The sequence below is a fragment of the Microbacterium sp. KUDC0406 genome (genome assembly GCF_021582875.1).
In the GTDB taxonomy this organism is placed as follows: Bacteria; Actinomycetota; Actinomycetes; order Actinomycetales; family Microbacteriaceae; genus Microbacterium.
Map to the genome: position 1 here is coordinate 737259 of NZ_CP091138.1, position 17154 is coordinate 754412.

The 17154-nt window shown below is 69.4% G+C and carries 11 protein-coding genes and 3 pseudogenes; 13 read left to right on the plus strand and 1 reads right to left on the minus strand.

What is annotated here, in order from left to right; genetic code table 11:
- The first annotated feature begins 208 nt into the window (after window positions 1–208).
- From L2X99_RS03820 to L2X99_RS03835, 4 genes are read left to right on the plus strand one after another with little or no spacing between them, the layout of a single operon-like run.
- Window positions 209–3028, plus strand: coding sequence for a vWA domain-containing protein (locus L2X99_RS03820; RefSeq protein ID WP_236125003.1), 2820 nt, complete (start codon window positions 209–211; stop codon window positions 3026–3028).
- A complete protein-coding gene (locus tag L2X99_RS03825) occupies window positions 3001–4107 on the plus strand; it encodes a Spy0128 family protein (protein ID WP_236125002.1) in 1107 nt (368 codons plus the stop codon). Before L2X99_RS03820 ends, L2X99_RS03825 begins: the two co-directional genes overlap by 28 nt.
- Window positions 4056–5921, plus strand: coding sequence for a Spy0128 family protein (locus L2X99_RS03830; protein ID WP_236125001.1), 1866 nt, complete (start codon window positions 4056–4058; stop codon window positions 5919–5921). Before L2X99_RS03825 ends, L2X99_RS03830 begins: the two co-directional genes overlap by 52 nt.
- Entirely contained in the window at window positions 5918–7306 is a 1389-nt protein-coding gene (locus tag L2X99_RS03835) for a DUF7927 domain-containing protein (RefSeq protein WP_236125000.1), read from the plus strand. The genes L2X99_RS03830 and L2X99_RS03835 overlap by 4 nt, the downstream gene beginning before the upstream one ends.
- Before the next feature lie 21 nt (window positions 7307–7327).
- Here the strand turns inward: L2X99_RS03835 and L2X99_RS03840 are convergent.
- Window positions 7328–7569 (minus strand): annotated as a pseudogene (locus tag L2X99_RS03840) (hypothetical protein).
- A gap of 46 nt (window positions 7570–7615) precedes the next feature.
- On the opposite strand from L2X99_RS03840, the gene L2X99_RS03845 reads away from it, so the two are divergent.
- The 9 genes and pseudogenes from L2X99_RS03845 (at window position 7616) to uvrC (ending at window position 17154) form a co-directional block, all read left to right on the plus strand.
- Window positions 7616–8059: a MarR family winged helix-turn-helix transcriptional regulator gene (locus L2X99_RS03845; protein WP_236124998.1), complete on the plus strand. Its 444-nt coding sequence runs from the start codon at window positions 7616–7618 to the stop codon at window positions 8057–8059.
- 64 nt (window positions 8060–8123) lie between these two features.
- Window positions 8124–8858, plus strand: a complete 735-nt coding sequence (locus L2X99_RS03850; protein ID WP_236124997.1) for a DUF4129 domain-containing protein — start codon at window positions 8124–8126, stop codon at window positions 8856–8858.
- Complete coding sequence (locus L2X99_RS03855) at window positions 8855–9340, plus strand: hypothetical protein (RefSeq protein WP_236124996.1); 486 nt, start codon at window positions 8855–8857, stop codon at window positions 9338–9340. The genes L2X99_RS03850 and L2X99_RS03855 overlap by 4 nt, the downstream gene beginning before the upstream one ends.
- A 78-nt stretch (window positions 9341–9418) precedes the next feature.
- Window positions 9419–9811 (plus strand): annotated as a pseudogene (locus L2X99_RS18480) (AAA family ATPase); the annotation flags it as partial.
- Window positions 9812–9935: 124 nt separating this feature from the next.
- Window positions 9936–10328 (plus strand): AAA family ATPase, encoded by a 393-nt coding sequence (locus L2X99_RS18485; RefSeq protein WP_442923496.1) that lies wholly within the window; start codon window positions 9936–9938, stop codon window positions 10326–10328.
- 354 nt (window positions 10329–10682) lie between these two features.
- Window positions 10683–11672 (plus strand): DUF58 domain-containing protein, encoded by a 990-nt coding sequence (locus tag L2X99_RS03865; RefSeq protein ID WP_236124993.1) that lies wholly within the window; start codon window positions 10683–10685, stop codon window positions 11670–11672.
- Window positions 11669–12220 (plus strand): hypothetical protein, encoded by a 552-nt coding sequence (locus L2X99_RS03870; protein ID WP_236124992.1) that lies wholly within the window; start codon window positions 11669–11671, stop codon window positions 12218–12220. The genes L2X99_RS03865 and L2X99_RS03870 overlap by 4 nt, the downstream gene beginning before the upstream one ends.
- A gap of 46 nt (window positions 12221–12266) precedes the next feature.
- Entirely contained in the window at window positions 12267–15176 is a 2910-nt protein-coding gene (uvrA, locus tag L2X99_RS03875) for an excinuclease ABC subunit UvrA (protein ID WP_236135653.1), read from the plus strand.
- Window positions 15176–17154: pseudogene (gene uvrC, locus L2X99_RS03880) on the plus strand (excinuclease ABC subunit UvrC). Before uvrA ends, uvrC begins: the two are co-directional and overlap by 1 nt.

A 17154-nucleotide genomic window follows, 5' to 3' on the forward strand; every position in this document is an offset into this window, starting at 1 on the left:
CGACCACCGCGTCAGCGCAATACTGACAAAAGGATCGTCAAGGCGCTGAACACCTGCAGTCGCAGGCAGCGGACAATCGGAGGCTGTCTTGGGACGTCGGCGCATGCAATCGCAACAGGTGCGGGTTCAGAAGAGGTCAGTACACAGAGCACGTCCCGGCATCGCAGCACTCCTCTCGGGTCTCCTTCTGGCCTCCGGGCTCGTCTGGGTGGGCGGTCCGGCCGCAGCCGAAGGTCCTCTGCCGAACGGCGTCTCACCGACGGAGAAGCTCGCCGACTACGCATCATGGCACCGCTACCCCGGTTCGCTCCCGGACTCCGAGAACCCCGGCGAGCATCTGTCCCTGAACGCAGGGAGGATCTGGACCGACAAGACGGTGCTCTCCGATGACGACGAGGCCGCGGATGCCGATGTCGATCACGACCTGGACATCGCCGACGACGAGATGGCGGTCGTGCTGTCGGCCCTGGGCACGACGCGGCAGGTGACCTCGACGCGCAAGCCCGTCATCGACCTCGTCCTCGTGCTCGACAACTCGTACTCGATGACGCAGTGCGTGGGCAGCTCGAGCTACTGCAACTCGTCGTCGAACTACACGAACTCGCGCGCCTACGCGATGGTGCAGGGTGTGAATGCCGCGATCAACTACATCGTCGAGGCCGATCCCGACGCACGGGTGAGCATGGTCGCGTTCGGCACCGGTGCGACGACTCTCACCGATCTCGCCAAGCCGAGCTTCTACGGGTCGACGGGCGAGTACGCGTCGCTCGTCTTCCAGAACAACGCGATGACCATCCGCACCGCCGGAAGCAACCTCCAGGTCGGAACGGTGAGCGGTTCGACGCAGTCGACGAACATCCAGCGCGGTGTGGACCGCGCACGGGCGATCCTGGCCGGCCAGGACACCAGCGACGTCGCGGGTGAGGAGCAGCACATCCCCAGCGTCATCCTCTTCTCCGACGGGGAGCCGACCTTCTCGGCGAACGACGCGCAGTGGTGGAATCTTCGCGGCAGCATCACGGCCAACCAGGGTCCCGGATCGCCCACGGCGACCCAGTACTACGGCAACGGGTTCCTGGCGGCGATGTCGGCCGCCTACCTGAAGAACCAGGTCACCGACGTCTACAACGACGAATCGTTCAACACCGCCCACGGGTTCTCGCCGATCGAGACGAACATCTACACCGTCGGGCTGGGGATGTCGGCGCTGCAGACGCAGGGCAGACAGCTCGCCTATGCGACGCTCGACCCTCGGGGCACCCTTCCGGCGTCGGGTCAGACCAGTCCCGACAACGCCATGGCCACCTCGTTCGCCGGGGCGATGACGACGTTCGCCGGCGGCGGCGTCCCGAACGTGCTCGTGAACAGCTCCTCGAGCTTCCGCGTGAATCAGCCCACCGGCGTCATCGGAGGCGGGTCGGGCGATGTCGACGCCATCGACTACAGCCCCAGCTACGACGAACTCAGGTACAACACCACCTTCGACGCCCCCAACACGGCGGCCGAACTCGTGAACGTGTTCGAGCGGATCGCGAGCCAGGTGGTCGAGGAGGAACCCACCCTGCCGATCGAGACGACGACGCCCGACCCGAACACCGACGGATACGTCACCTTCACCGATCCGCTGGGACAGTTCATGCGGGTCAGCAAGATGGACAGCATCGTCTTCTGCTCGGTTCTGCAGTCCACGCCGGGTGGCGCCGACTGCGACCCGACGGTGTTCGCCCCCACCGGATCGAGCACCGAGGGCAACACGACCACCTACACGTTCACCGGGACATACCAGTCGAACGACATCTTCCCCGCGTCGTCGGTGTCGAACATCGTGGTGACGGTCGAATCGAGTCCGTCAGCGGCGGTGGGGGACGTCGTCACCTTCCGGATACCGGTGGCTCTGCTGCCCATGGTCAACTCGAGCATCGTCGAGGACGGCAACGGCGACCCGGTCAGCATGAACTGGTACGAGTCGCACCCTGTGCATCTCTACTACAAGGCCGCGCCCAAGGAGGGCGTCGCGGCCGCGCTGACCGATCCGACGGCACTGTCCGCGGCCGATCAGCAGGCACTGGCCTCCTATCTGGCCGCCAACACGGCCGACGACGGGTCGGTGCGCTTCTATGCGAACGCGTTCACCACCGATGGCACGACCCGTCAGTCGCAGACGATGGCGACCTTCCGGCCGTCGTCGCGGAACGACTTCTACCGCTTCGTGAGCGACTCCGTGCTGCTCACCTCGCCGAACCAGGCGGCGGTGATCACCCCGGCGCAGTGGGCAGCGCTCGGCGACGACACTCCCGTGTACTGGACCGAGGTCGCCTACAGCGTGCCGCCGGGGGCCGCACAGGGGTCACAGCCGGAGAAGACGACGGTCTATCTGGAGACGACGAAGGCGATCCTGCTCTCCGGCCAGTCGACCGGGGTGAGCATTCACGCCGTCGACGGTCGCATGGTGGCGCCGGCAGGGCTCTACGACCTGTCGGAGCGCATCGAGAACCTCGACATGCCCAAGTGCGCCGACGAGGACGTGCGGTGGATCGACTCCGCTCTGACCTGTGCCGAGCAGCGTCCCGAGTCGAACCTCACGGACACCGATCCGTACGCCCGGCAGAGCACGGTCGTTCCGAGCACGGGCCAGTCGGTGCGCATCCGCCTGGGCAACAACGGCTGGATGCAGTACGACGTGCCGGGTGCGTTCGAGATCGCCAAGCAGGTCACCACCGACCGGGCGGGTCTGCAGCCCGACCCTGATGAGACCTTCGCGTTCACGGTGACCCTGAGCGGTGTGGCCGCTGACCGGCAGTTCCCGTACCGGGTCTTCAACGCGCAGAACGAGTCGCAGCGCACCGGCGCTGTCGCGAGCGGCGGCACCATCGAGCTCACCGACGGGCAGTACGCCCGGGTCATGGGACTGCCCGACGGCGCCGGCTACTCCGTCGCGGAACAGGATCCGCCGGAGCAGTACGAACCGTCCGCCCCGATGTCACGGGCGGCACCATCTCGGTGCCGCAGTCCACGATCCCGCGGCTGACGTGGACCAACTCGTACGATGCCGATCCAGTGGCGATCGACACCGTCACGGCCTCGAAGGCCATGGTGCCCAGCTGGCTGGACGGCACCTACACGATGCGCCTCTGTCCCATCGCGTCGGCCCCCGCTCCGCTGCCCGCGGACGAGCAGGAGGGCGACACCGGCTGCGTGCGCGGCGAGATCACCGAACAGGGGCAGGCGGTCGGGTTCGGGCGCGTCACCTTCACGGACCCCGGCACATACACCTACAACATCGTCGAGCTGCCCACCGGCGTCGCCGGGGTCACCGACTCACAGGCTGCGTTCCGCTGGCAGGTGACCGTCACGGATGACGGCGAAGGCGCGCTGCACGCCAGCACCACGCTGCGGCGGATCGCGGACGATGCGGGTGACGCGGTGGACGAGCCGGCGACATCGCCTGCGACGTTCACGAACACGTGGGGCATCGATTCCCTGGATCGGGGCCTCGAGATCTTCAAGAGAGTCGATGACGCCTCGCTGACCGTGGACGGCACCCGACCACCGCTGATCCCCTACGGCTTCCGGTTCAGCGCGGTGCAGCAGGACGCCGACGGCCCGGAGCTGCTGTTCACGGGCGACGGCGACAGTGCTGATGTGCAGGCGACTCCGGGCAGGATCAGTGTGCCATCGCCGGCGTTGCACTACACCACCGAGCATGTCGGCCACGTCTACTACTACAAGGCCCAGGAGCTTCCGTTCGACCCGGCGATACCGAATCTCGAGCTCTCCGACGCGGTGTGGTTCTTCCGGATCGACGTGGGTTCGCAGCAGACCGACGACGGTGCGTTGATCGCACCCGCCGTCACCCTGTGCCGGACGACGCAGGGCGACGTCGAGGACGACGCCCCGTGGGGCGACTGTGCCGCAGGCAGCGGCGACTACGGCGCCGTGGACGACGGGCCGGTGTTCGTCAACACGTACACCCCCGACCCCGCGGACGTGACCCTCGGCGCGACCAAGACCCTCGACGGCCGGGACTGGGGGACAACGACGTCTTCACGTTCGACGTGGCGGCCGCCGACGACTCCACAGCGACGGCGATCTCGGACGGGTGGGTGACGCTGCCCTCGCCGGCGACGGCGACGGCCACTGCCCCCGCCTCGGGCGGCAGCCCGAATGTGCTCTTCGATCAGATCACCTTCACGCGTCAGGGCACGTACAGGTTCGCCGTCACGGAGAGAGCCGATCCGGCACCGCCGGGGGTGCAGACCGACACGCGCACCATCGTGTACACGGTCGTGGTCTCTGATCAGCCCGTCGACGGGAGGCTGAGCGGCAGCCTGGACGCCCAGGTGTCCACGGCGAACGACGACAGCACTCTGGTGAACACGTTCACGGCGCTGGTTCCCTACTCCAACCTGGTCATCACCAAGACGCTCACCGGCCGCGACGCGCGGCCGGGCGAGTTCCGCATCGTCGTCGAAGCGCAGGATGCCGCATCCCGCGACCGGCTCGGATGGGCCGATGCTCGCCAGGTGTTCACGAACCCCATCGACTCGCCCGACGGCACGCCTGCAGCCGTCACCACGCTGCCTGCGATCACCTTCACCCAGGACGATCTGGGGAAGACCTACACCTACGTGATCACGGAAGAGGACACCGATGTCGGTGGTGTCTCCTACGACGACACCGCGCACACCGTCGCGATCTCGCCCCAGTACGACTTCGATGAGAACGAGATGTGGGTGCGGACGGTCGTCACCGACACCGGCGGCGGCAGCACCTCGTTCGACTCGCGCGACACGGCCACGCCGACGGTCGGCTTCGACAACACCTACGCCGCCGGCCCCGGGACTGCCTCGATCAGCTTCAACAAGCGGCTCCTCGGCCGGGACTGGCGTGCCGGCGACAGCTTCAGCTTCGCGATCACCGGGCTGGACGGCGCGCCGATGCCCGATGACACCACAGTGACGGTCGAGGCGGGCTCCGACGCCGGCGGCCCCGGCATCCGCATCGGCGAGTTCGGCCCGATCACCTTCAGCGAACCGGGCGACTACAGCTACGAGATCCGCGAGCTGCCCAGCTCGGATCCGATCGAGGACATCGCATACGACGTCGACCGGGTGCTCACCGCCACCGTGCACGTCACCGACGACGGCTCCGGCACGCTGGAAACGGCCGTGACCGCCCCCACCCAGTCGTTCGAGAACGTGTACCGCACGCCGTTCGAGTACGACGTGTTCAAGCGCCTGCTCGGGCGTGACATGTCCGACGGGGAGTTCAGCGTACGGGTGGTGCCCGACGATGAGGCGTCGGCGACCATCGCCGATCTGCCCATCGACGGAGCCGTCTTCGAGATGCCCGGGGCGAGCGACGGCCAGCAGTCGCTGGTACGGCGGCAGGTGGCGCCGATCCTGACTGACGAGGCACTCGGACAGACCTACTGCTTCGTGTACTCCGAGGAGATCCCCGAACCGCCGCTGACGGGCGTCACGTACGACACCGCCCGGTATCGGATGTGCACCGCGCCGAGCAGGGACGATGACGGAGTGCTCCAGGCCACCACGGTGCTCACCGACGCCGACAGCGGTGATCAGCTGAGGGAATGGGTGGTTCGCGAGGACGACCCGCTGAAGGACTTCCCGCAGATCACCTTCGTCAACGCGTACAACTCGTGGACGCTCACGAAGTCGTCGGACCCGGAGAGCGGTTCGACAGTGCAGCCCGGTGCGACCGTGACCTACACGCTGACAGCTCAGAACACGGCATCCAGTGCGCTGTCCGGTGCGCAGGCGGTCGATGACCTCGCCGACGTGCTCTCGCATGCGGAACTGGGCGACCTGCCGGATGGCCTCGCGCTGGACGGCACCAGGCTGACCTGGTCGGTGCCGGACCTCGCCGCGGGGAGAGCACGTCGATCTCGTACACCGTGACCATCGATGAGGACGCGGTGGGGGTGACGATCCGCAACAGCGTCACCGGTGCCGGCGACGTGCCCGATCCCGAGGACTGCCCGGCCGACGATGCGGACTGCCGCACCACAGAGCTGTACACGCCGCAGTGGACGCTGACGAAGAGCTCGGATCCCGAGAGCGGCTCATCCGTCCTTCCGGGCGATGAGATCACGTACACCCTGACCGCCGGCAACAGCTCGGAGGACGCCCTGCTGACCGGTGCCATCGCTGAGGACGACCTGTCGGACGTGCTCTCGTCGGCGACGCTGGGCGAGCTGCCTGATGGGGTGACCCTGGCCGGGAGCACGCTGCGCTGGGCGATACCCGACCTCGCGCCCGGAGAGCAGGTGACCGTGTCGTACACGGTCACCGTCACCGAGGACGCCGCCGGCAGGACACTGCGCAATGTCGTGATCGGAGCCGGCGACGTGCCCGATCCCGACCCCTGTCCCACCGACGATGAGCAGTGCCGCGAGACGGAGCATCCCGTGCCCTCCTGGACGCTGGCGAAGACCGCCGACCCGGGCAGCGCGAGCGCCGTGCGCCCCGGCGACGACATCACCTACACGCTCACGGCGAGCAACACCGGGCCCGTGCCGTTGTCGGGAGCGCAGGTGACCGACGACCTGTCCGGCGTGCTGAACCTCGCCACGCTCGGCGACCTGCCCGAAGGGCTGACGCTCGACGGCACGACTCTGGTGTGGGCGATCCCCGACCTCGCGGTCGGGGAGGACGTGTCGATCTCGTACACGGTGACCGTCGCGGACGGGGTGTGGGGCACGACGCTGCGCAACTCCGTGTCCGGCACCGGCCCCGTCGACCCCGAGGAGTGCACCACGGAGGAGCCGTGCACGACCGAGCATCCCGTGCCGCTGTGGACGCTGCGCAAGACCAGCGACCCGGCGTCGGGAACCCAGGTCGCTCCTGGGACAGTGATCGACTACACGCTGACCGTGCTCAACGACGGCCCCGCGCCGGTCGCCTCGGCCACGGTCACCGATGATCTGTCGGACGTGCTCGACGACGCCGACCTCGCAGAGCCGCTGCCCGGCGGGCTGTCACTGTCGGGAACGACCCTGTCGTGGCGGGTCCCGGCCCTCGCGATCGGTGAGCAGGCGTCGGTGACCTACCGCGTCACCGTGCGCTCCGATGCTTTCGACGCGACTCTGCGCAACGTGGCGGTCGCGGGTGAGGGCGGCGCCTGCGACGGGACATGTGCGACGAGCCACACGACTCCTGCTCACGGCGAGCTGCCGGTCACCGGCGGGACCGTCGCGTGGATGCTGGGCGCGTTCGGCGCGCTGCTGGTCATGCTCGGCGGACTGCTGCGGTACGGGCGGCGTCGCACCGACTCGATCGCCTGATCGAGTCCGGAGGCGCCGCGCTCAGGGGCAGTGCATCAGCGGTTTCGGCCCGCTGCGGTCGATTGTGTGCTGGTTCATCGGCGCGCCGCAGAGCGGGCATCCGCGCTCCGCGCGCTGCGCGGCGCTGGGCGGGGAGTCGCCTCGTACGGACCCACCGACGCCGGTCCGGCCAGTCGGATGAGCCTGCTGTTGAACCACGAGTAGAGGCCGCCGGCCTCCTTGATCCTGGTGCGAAGGGGAACGTGGTCTGCGTCTTTCGGCATGTTGCTTAGTGTACTAATGATTCGTGTCGAGAGTAGCATCAGGATCATGACCGAGTCCGACGACCTCCTGCGCCTCGAGAACCAGCTCTGCTTCGCGCTCGTCACCGCCGCGCGCAACGTCGTCGCCGTCTACCGGCCGATCCTGGAGCCCCTCGGCCTGACGCATCCGCAGTATCTGGCCATGCTCGCGCTCTGGGAGCGCTCGCCGCGCTCCCTGCACGATCTGGCCGTGGATCTCGCGCTCGATCCTGCGACGGCCTCGCCGCTGGTGAAACGACTGGAGAAGGACGGACTCGTGCGCCGCGAGCGCAGCGCCGACGACGAGCGCCGGCTCGACATCGTCCTCACCGAGACGGGTCGGGAACTGCGTCAGCGCGCGCTCGACGTTCCGCGTCAGGTGATGGCCAGGGTCGGCATGGACGTCGCACAGATCGCCGCATTGCGCGACGGACTGGCGCCGTTCGCCGGACGCCGCCCCGACGATCTCTGATCCTGCACGCAGGAGTGCCCACAGGCGGTCACGGCCGTCGTCGCGCGCCCCCTATGGTGGAGACATGCGCCGCGGCATCCGTTCCCCCGAAGGGCGGACCGGCTCATCCCACGCGCTCCTGATCGGGATCGCCGTCGGCGTCGCCCTCATCCTCGTCATGCTGGTGTCCGCGCTGCAGGGCCTCCCGAGGTTCCGGCAGGTCGACTGGGGCGACGGCGAACCCCTCCCCGAGGTCTCGCAGGCGCCGCCCAGCGGCACGCCGACTCCTCTGCCGCAGCCCGAGCGCGACGATCTGCTCGCGACGATCATCGCCGTGATCCTCGCGGTGATCCTCTGTCTCGTCGTCCTCGCACTCGTCGTGCTGCTGCTCATCGTGATCATCCGCAGGCTGAGGGAGCTGTGGCGCGGGCGCCCGCTCCGGCAGCGCGCCGGCGCCGATCTCGACGAGCAGCCTGCGGCCGCTGCTGCGCCCGTGATCGTGGACGCCGTGGTGATCAGACGGGGCATCGCGGAGGCGATCCGCGTCATCGGCGGGTCCAGCGACCCGGCAGACGCGATCATCGCCGCGTGGGTGGGGCTGGAGCAGACCGCCGCGGACTCTGGCGTCGCCCGTGCCGCGAGCGAGACACCGCGGGAGTTCACGCTGCGGATCATCGCCAGGCGGGCCGCCACCGAGCAGGACGTCGTCGCGCTGGTGGACCTCTACGAGAAGGTGCGGTTCGGCGGTCACTCCGCCGATGACGGCGACCGCCGCACCGCACGCACCCTGCTCGAACGGCTCGAGGAGGAGTGGAGATGAAGGGGCGGATCGTGCTCAGCGTCATCGGACTGCTCGTGGCCGGCGCGCTCCTCCTGGTGATGACGGTGCTCGGCATCCCGCTGGAGTTCGCGATCGCGTGGCTGCTGATCCTCGCTGCGATCGTGCTGGCCACGCGGCAGCCGTTCCTCGACGAGGGCGGCGCCTGGCCGCCGGAGCAGCCGACCCCGCTGCTGCCGGGTTCGGACGTGTCGCGCCTGGCCTGGTCGCTGAATCCGCGCACCGGCGTCGCCGGCCACGTCATCGTCGGCCGGGTGGAGCGGACACTGCGCCGACGGCTCGCGCACCACGGCCTCGATCTCGACGATCCGGCCCAGCACGAAGAGATCGACGCGCTGATCGGGCCGGGCGTCCGCGACGCGCTCGGCCGTCGCGAGGTGCGTCGCCGCGACCTCGAACGCGTGCTCGACGCGATCGATCGCATCTCCCCGGACGACATCGACACGGCAAGGCAGGAGAGATAGATGGACACCGACGAGATCACCGAGATCGAGGGAATCGGCCGGCGGGTGCTGGACAGCGTCCGCGGTGCGGTGGTGGGGATGGACGGCCCGCTGACCGTCGCGCTCGCCGCGATCCTGGCGGGTGGTCATGTGCTGTTCGAAGACGTCCCCGGGCTCGGCAAGACACTCGCCGCTCGCAGCATCGCGACCGCGCTCGGCCTCGACTTCCGGCGGCTGCAGTGCACGCCGGACATGCTCCCCGGCGACGTGACCGGTTCGTACGTCTACGCACCGGCCACGGGGGAGTTCCGGTTCCGTCCCGGGCCGATCTTCACCGGGCTGCTCCTCGCCGACGAGATCAACCGCACCACACCCAAGACCCAGTCCGCCATGCTGGAGGCCATGGCGGAGCGCCAGGTCACGGTGGAGGGGAACAGATTCCCGCTCCCCGCCCCCTTCCACGTCATCGCGACCTCCAACCCGATCGAGTACGAGGGCACCTACGCGCTGCCGGAGGCCCAGCTGGACCGCTTCATGGTGCGGCTGTCCGTGGGCTATCCGAGTGCCGAGGGCGAGGCGCGCATCATCCTGGATCGCGTTCGGCGGCAGACGCCGGATGCCGCCGGTCGAGACCGTCATCGACGCGGAGGGCCTGCTCGGCCTGCAGGCCGCCGTGGAGCGCATCCACGTCGATCCCGATGTCGCGCGGTACTGCGTGGATCTCGTGCGCGCCACCCGGGCCGCGACGAACGTGGCCGTCGGCGCTTCGCCGCGCGGATCGCAGGCGCTGGTGCTCGTCGGGCGCGCCCTCGCCGCACTGGACGGCCGGGCCTACGTGCGACCCGACGACATCAAGCGCATCGCCGAGCCCGTGCTCGCCCATCGGCTGACGCTGACTCCGCAGGCCTGGGCGCAGGGGGTCGACCCGGCGTCGATCGTGGCGACGGTCGTCGCTCAGACGCCGGTCCCGCCGACGATCGCGGGCGCGCCGAGCGCGGTGTCCGCGTGACGAGGGCGACCGTATGAGCGAGTTCCGTACGGCGGCTCCGTCGATCGGGGCTCCCGGTGCTCGCGTGACGGCGCCGCTGGTGTGGCATCGCACACCCGTCGTCGCGGTCGCCCTCGCCGGCGCCGTGCTGCTCGCCGCGGTCGGCCTCGCGCTGTCCCGCCCCGACCTCGTCGCCGTCGGGATCCCGCTCGCACTGTGCTTCGTCTGGACTCTGCTGCGCCGTCCCTCCGGCGGGATGCTTGAGGTCGCGCTGAGCGCCGCCGCGGGGAGGGCACCGTCGAAGGGCGGGTCGACATCGGGGCGGAGGCCGACTGGGCACAGCTCGCCGTCGATCAGGCCGGACGGCGGACGGGCATGGCCGACGTGGCCCCGGTCGGGGGCGCGCTGCGCTCCCGCGCCCGGCTGCGACACTCCGGTCCGGTCGAGCTGCTCGTCGTCACGGCGAGAGCCGTGGCGCTGGACGGCGCATGGATCTCGAGCGCCGCGCCGACGGCCCGGCTGCGCTGGAACGCCGTACCCGCACTGCGCCGGCTCCGCGAGCTGCCGGTGGCACCGCGGCTGACCGGGCTGCACGGCGCTCACGAGGGCGCGAGGCCCGGGCAGGGCGGCGACTTCCGGGACATCCATCCCTTCGCGCCCGGTGATGAGCTGCGTCGGGTCGACTGGCGTGCGACCGCGCGGCTCGCGCGGACGCCAGGGGAACTGTATGTGCGCCGGGTGAACACGCTCAGCGACAGCTCGGTGGTGATCGCCGTCGACACTGCCGACGACCTCGGCGAGGTCGTCGCGACCTGGGGGACCGGCGATCTCGAGCACAGCGGCACCACCTCGCTCGACCTCGCGCGCGAAGCAGCCCTGTCGATCGCGACCGCGGCTATCGAGACGGGCGATCGGGTGGCGTTCCACGAGCTCGCGCCCGGCGGGCGCAGCCTGCGCAGCGGGGCCGGGGCTCGGCACCTGGCGCGCCTGCGCGACGTGATCTCCGCCACGGGGCCCAGCGGAGACGGCTCGCGGTTCCGACGCACGCCGCCGGTCCCGCAGGGCTCCATCGTCTTCGTGCTGTCCACCTTCTTCGACGGGGCCGCCGCCGAGCTCGCCACCCGCTGGCGCGCCTCGGGCCACGCCGTGGTCGCCGTCGACGTGCTGCCCGATCCCGATGACGCGCGCCTGAGCGTCGAGCAGAGGCTGGCGACGCGCACCCTGCTCGCCGAGCGCAGCGACATCCTCGTCGACCTGCGGCGCACCGGCGTGGATGTGCTCGCCTGGCGGGGTGGCGATGCTGACTCCACGCTCCGGATGCTACTCCGCGGCCGGCATGCGCACTCGACGGCGGTGCGGCGATGAAGGGACTCTCGCGGCGGTCGCACGGCTTCCGTGTGCCGGCATCCGTTCCGGGGCTCGTGATCCGGCTTGTTCTCGTGGCTCTCGTGATCGCCGTCTCCTTCGCACTGATCCCCGTGCCGATGTGGCGCTGGATCGCGATCGCGGCGGCGACGGCGAGCGTGATCGTGCCGCGCACGATGGTGGCGTGGGTGGCCGCGGCGTCCCTCCCGGTCGGGATGCTGATGACGGAACCGTCCGCGGCTCGCACGGCGCTGGCGGTGCTGCTGGTGCACGCGATCCACGTGCTGGCGGCGATCGGGCTCACCGTGCCGCTGCGCTCGCGGCTCGCGCTGCGCGCGCTGCTGCCGAGCGCGCGCCGGTTCACGGTGATCCAGCTGATCGCCCAGCCGCTCGCGTTCGCGGGATCGCTGCTGGTCGCGCAGTCGTCCGGCGTCCGGATCGCCTGGCTCGCCCCGCTGGGAGCGGTGCTGCTGCTCGCCGGGATCGTGCTCGCCCTGCGTGCGCTGCGCCGAGTGGATGCCGCACGGGGTGCCGGCGCCGGTCGCTGAGAGCTCGTCCGGCCCCGGTGTCGGTGGCCCCTCCTAGACTTGTCTGGTGCCCATTGTTCCCGTCGCCAGCTCAGGAAAACTCAGTGTCCGCGGTGCCCGCGTCCACAATCTCAAGAACGTCGACATCGAGATCCCGCGTGACTCGCTGGTCGTCTTCACCGGTCTGTCCGGTTCCGGCAAGTCCAGCCTCGCGTTCGACACGATCTTCGCAGAGGGACAGCGCCGCTACGTCGAGTCGCTGAGCGCGTACGCGCGCCAATTCCTCGGCCAGGTCGACCGCCCCGACGTGGACTTCATCGAGGGGCTCAGCCCGGCGGTGTCGATCGACCAGAAGTCGACGAACCGCAACCCGCGCTCGACCGTCGGCACGATCACCGAGATCTACGACTACATGCGTCTGCTGTGGGCGCGCATCGGCGTGCCGCACTGCCCCGAGTGCGGTGAGCGCATCCAGCGTCAGACCGTGCAGCAGATCGCCGATCAGCTCATGGAGCTGCCCGAGCGCACCCGCTACCAGATCGTCGCTCCCGTCGTCTCCCAGAAGAAGGGCGAGTTCGTCGATCTGTTCCGCGAGCTCGGTGCCAAGGGCTACTCGCGCGCGATCGTCGACGGCGATCTCATCCAGCTGGCCGAGCCGCCGAAGCTGAAGAAGAGCTACAAGCACGACATCGCCGTGGTCGTCGATCGTCTCGTCGCATCCGACGACATCCTCGGCCGCGTGACCGACTCGGTCGAGACGGCGCTGGGCCTCGCCGGCGGCGTCGTGCAGGTCAACTACGTCGATCAGGAGGGGGACGCCGCGTGGCAGTCGTTCTCCGAGAGGCTGGCGTGCCCGAACGGGCATCCGATCACCCTCACCGAGATCGAGCCGCGCACGTTCTCGTTCAACGCGCCGTTCGGCGCCTGCCCGGCCTGCTCGGGCCTGGGCACGCGCATGTCGGTCGACGTCGATCTCATGCTCGGCGACGAGGAGCTGTCGATCCGCGAGGGCGTCATCATCCCGTGGACCACGCAGGGCAAGGGGCTGTTCCAGTACTACGAGCGACTGCTCGAGGGGCTCTCGAACGACCTGGACTTCTCGCTGGACACGCCGTGGCGCGAGCTGCACTCCGACGTGCGCGAGGCCGTCCTGCGCGGCGACAACTACAAGGTCACCGTCAAGTGGAAGAACCGCTACGGGCGCGAGATGCGCTACACCTCGGGCTTCGAGGGCGTCGTGCCGTACATCGAGCGACAGTACATGCAGGCCGAGTCCGACACGCAGCGCCAGCGCTGGGCCGAGTACCTGCGCGAGGTGCCCTGCCCGGTCTGCAACGGCGACCGACTGCGGCCCGAGGTGCTGTCGGTGCTCGTGCACGGGCACTCGATCTCGGAGGTCTCGCACCTCAGCCTGGCCGATGCCCGCGAGTTCATGGAGCACCTGGTGCTCTCTGACCGCGAGGCCAAGATCGCCGCGCAGGTGCTGCGCGAGATCCGGCTGCGACTCGACTTCCTGCTGCAGGTCGGGCTGGCCTACCTCAACCTCAGCCGCTCGGCGGGCTCGCTGTCCGGCGGCGAGGCGCAGCGCATCCGACTGGCCACGCAGATCGGCTCCGGGCTCACCGGCGTGCTGTACGTGCTCGACGAGCCGTCCATCGGCCTGCACCAGCGCGACAACCGCCGCCTGATCGAGACGCTCGAGACCCTGCGCGACCTGGGCAACACCCTCATCGTGGTCGAGCACGACGAGGAGACCATCCAGGCCGCCGACTGGGTCGTCGACATCGGTCCGGGCGCCGGCGTCGGCGGGGGAGCGGTCGTGCACTCCGGCCCGTACTCCTCGCTGCTGGCCGACACCGAGTCGATCACCGGTGACTACCTCGCCGGCCGCCGCGAGATCACGACCCCGGCGAAGCGCAGGCGCATCGATCGCAAGCGGATGCTGGGCGTCGTCGGCGCGCGCGAGAACAACCTGAAGAACGTGTCCGCCGACTTCCCGCTCGGAGTGATGACCGCGGTCACCGGCGTGAGCGGCTCGGGCAAGTCCTCGCTGGTCAACGACATCCTCTACCAGGTGCTGGCGTCCAGGCTCAACGGGGCCCGCACCGTGCCGGGCAAGCACACCAGGGTCACCGGGCTCGACAATCTCGACAAGGTCGTTCATGTCGACCAGGCACCGATCGGCCGCACCCCGCGATCGAACCCGGCGACGTACACCGGTGTCTTCGATCGCATCCGCACGCTGTTCAGCGAGACGCCCGAGGCGAAGGTGCGCGGCTACCTTCCCGGGCGGTTCAGCTTCAACGTCAAGGGCGGTCGCTGCGACGCCTGCTCCGGCGATGGCACGATCAAGATCGAGATGAACTTCCTGCCCGACGTGTACGTCGACTGCGAGGTCTGTCACGGCAAGCGGTACAACCGCGACACCCTCGCCGTGCACTACAAGGGCAAGAACATCGCCGAGGTGCTCGAGATGCCGATCGAGGAGGCGGCGGGGTTCTTCGAGGCGATCCCGGCGATCCACCGCTACATGAAGACGCTGGTCGACGTGGGGCTGGGGTACGTGCGGCTCGGGCAGTCGGCGACCACGCTCTCCGGCGGCGAGGCGCAGCGCGTCAAGCTCGCCACCGAGCTGCAGCGCCGGTCGAACGGCCGCAGTGTCTACGTGCTCGACGAGCCCACCACCGGTCTGCACTTCGAAGACGTCCGCAAGCTGCTCGAAGTGCTGAACGGCCTGGTCGACAAGGGCAACACGGTGATCGTCATCGAGCACAACCTCGACGTGATCAAGTCCGCCGACTGGGTCATCGACCTCGGTCCCGAGGGCGGCGCCGGTGGCGGCGAGATCATCGCGACAGGCACACCGGAGCAGATCGCCAGGGCCGCGGGCAGCCACACCGGGCAGTTCCTCGCCGAGGTCCTCGGCACTTCGACAGGCTCAGTGACCCAGATGGTCAGGGAGCGCAAGGCCGGCTGATGGCCGACGTGCTCCCGTACCGGCCGCGGACCGGGAGATCCCGACCGACCCCGGGGTCTACCGGTTCCGCGATGCGGACGGCCGGGTGCTCTACGTCGGCAAGGCGAAGAACCTGCGTCAGCGGCTGTCGAACTACTTCGCTCCGCTGCGCACACTGCACGAGCGCACCAGGCGGATGGTCACGACCGGCGGCATCCGTGGAGTGGACGGTCGTCGCGACCGACGTCGACTCGCTCCAGCTGGAGTACATGTGGATCAAGGAGTTCGATCCGCCCTTCAACGTGCGTTACCGGGACGACAAGTCCTACCCGTTCATGGCGATCACGCTCGCCGACGAGGCGCCGCGCGTGATCGTCACGCGCAACAGGCGGATCCCGGGGCGAAGTACTTCGGCCCGTTCCCCAAGGTGTGGGCGGTGCACGACACGATCGACCTGATGGTCAAGGCCTTCCCGATCCGCACCTGCAGCGACTCCAGCTATCGCAAGGCGATGCAGACCGGCAGGCCGTGCTTCCCCGGCCAGATCGGCAAGTGCGGCGGGCCCTGCTCGATGACGTGCACCATCGAGGAGCACCGTGCGATGGTCGACGACTTCATCGCGTTCATGGAGGGCGGCGACGAGCGCTTCACCCGCGAGCTCACCAAGCGGATGCGGGAGGCGTCCGCCGCGATGGACTACGAGGCCGCGGCGAGGTACCGCGACAAGCTCGCCTCGATCGACGCCGTTCTCGGCAAGAGCGCTCTGGTGCTGCCCGCCGACGAGGACGCCGACCTGTTCGGCATCGCCGAGGACGAGCTCTCCGCAGCCGTGCAGCACTTCGTGATCCGGGGTGGCCGCGTGCGCGGCGTGCGCGCCACGGCGATCGACAAGGAGCTCGACATCTCCGGCTCCGACCTGGTCGACCAGGTGTTGCAGCGCGCCTACGGGGAGTCCGCCGACGTGCCGCGGCGCATCCTGGTGCCGTCACTGCCCGACGACGCCGTCGAACTCGAGCAGTGGCTGCGCGAGCGACGCGGCAAGAAGGTCGAGATCGCCGTGGCGCAGCGCGGGCAGCGCGCCGAGCTCATGCGCACCGCCACGCTGAACGCGACGCAGGCGCTGATCCGGCACAAGACCAAGCGCACCAGCGACTACGTCGCCCGCACACAGGCGCTCACCGACCTGCAGGAGGCGCTCGGCATGGACGAGGCGCCGCTGCGGATCGAATGCTACGACATCTCGCACCTCGGCGGCACGAACGTCGTCGCCTCGATGGTGGTCTTCGAGGACGGGCTGCCGCGCAAGGATCAGTACCGCTCGTTCAACATCGCCGAGACGACGGATGACACCGATTCGATGTATCAGGTGCTCATGCGCCGGCTCGCGCACATCGACCGCCAGGGTTCCCCGGTCGTTGAGCGAGCGGAGCGAGACGAAACGCCCGATCCCACGGCCGAGCTCGTCGACCCTTCGGCAGGCTCAGGGACCCAGCCCAAGAGGCCCCGGTTCGCCTACCGCCCGCAGCTGCTCATCGTCGACGGCGGCCAGCCGCAGGTCGCCGCCGCCGCGAGGGCACTGCGCGACAGCGGAGCCACCGGCATCGCACTGTGCGGGATCGCCAAGCGCCTCGAGGAGATCTGGCTGCCCGGCGATGACTATCCGGTCATCCTGCCCCGCACCAGTGAGGCGCTCTATCTCGTGCAGCGGCTGCGTGACGAGGCGCACCGGTTCGCCATCACCCACCAGCGCCGCCGGCGCCGACGCGACATCACCACGGTGCTGTCCGAGGTCCCCGGACTCGGGGACGCCAGGATCAAGGCACTGCTGAAGCACTTCGGCTCCGTCGCGAAGCTGCGCGCCGCCGACGCGGAGCAGATCCAGGAGGTCAGCGGGATCGGTCCGGCACTCGCGCGCAGCATCCAGGCACGGCTCTCGAAGGGAACCGCAGAGGAGACGGCGCGACCGGCCGGCGCCCTCGAAGCGGGCGAGGCCCCCTGA

Excerpts from the sequence above, each read along its gene's own strand:
- L2X99_RS03850 (WP_236124997.1), top strand. The coding sequence starts at position 8,124 with ATGCGCCGCGGCATCCGTTCCCCCGAAGGGCGGACCGGCTCATCCCAC.
- L2X99_RS03865 (WP_236124993.1), top strand. The coding sequence starts at position 10,683 with ATGGCCGACGTGGCCCCGGTCGGGGGCGCGCTGCGCTCCCGCGCCCGG.
- L2X99_RS03870 (WP_236124992.1), top strand. The coding sequence starts at position 11,669 with ATGAAGGGACTCTCGCGGCGGTCGCACGGCTTCCGTGTGCCGGCATCC.
- L2X99_RS03845 (WP_236124998.1), top strand. The coding sequence starts at position 7,616 with ATGACCGAGTCCGACGACCTCCTGCGCCTCGAGAACCAGCTCTGCTTC.
- L2X99_RS03855 (WP_236124996.1), top strand. The coding sequence starts at position 8,855 with ATGAAGGGGCGGATCGTGCTCAGCGTCATCGGACTGCTCGTGGCCGGC.
- L2X99_RS18485 (WP_442923496.1), top strand. The coding sequence starts at position 9,936 with ATGCCGCCGGTCGAGACCGTCATCGACGCGGAGGGCCTGCTCGGCCTG.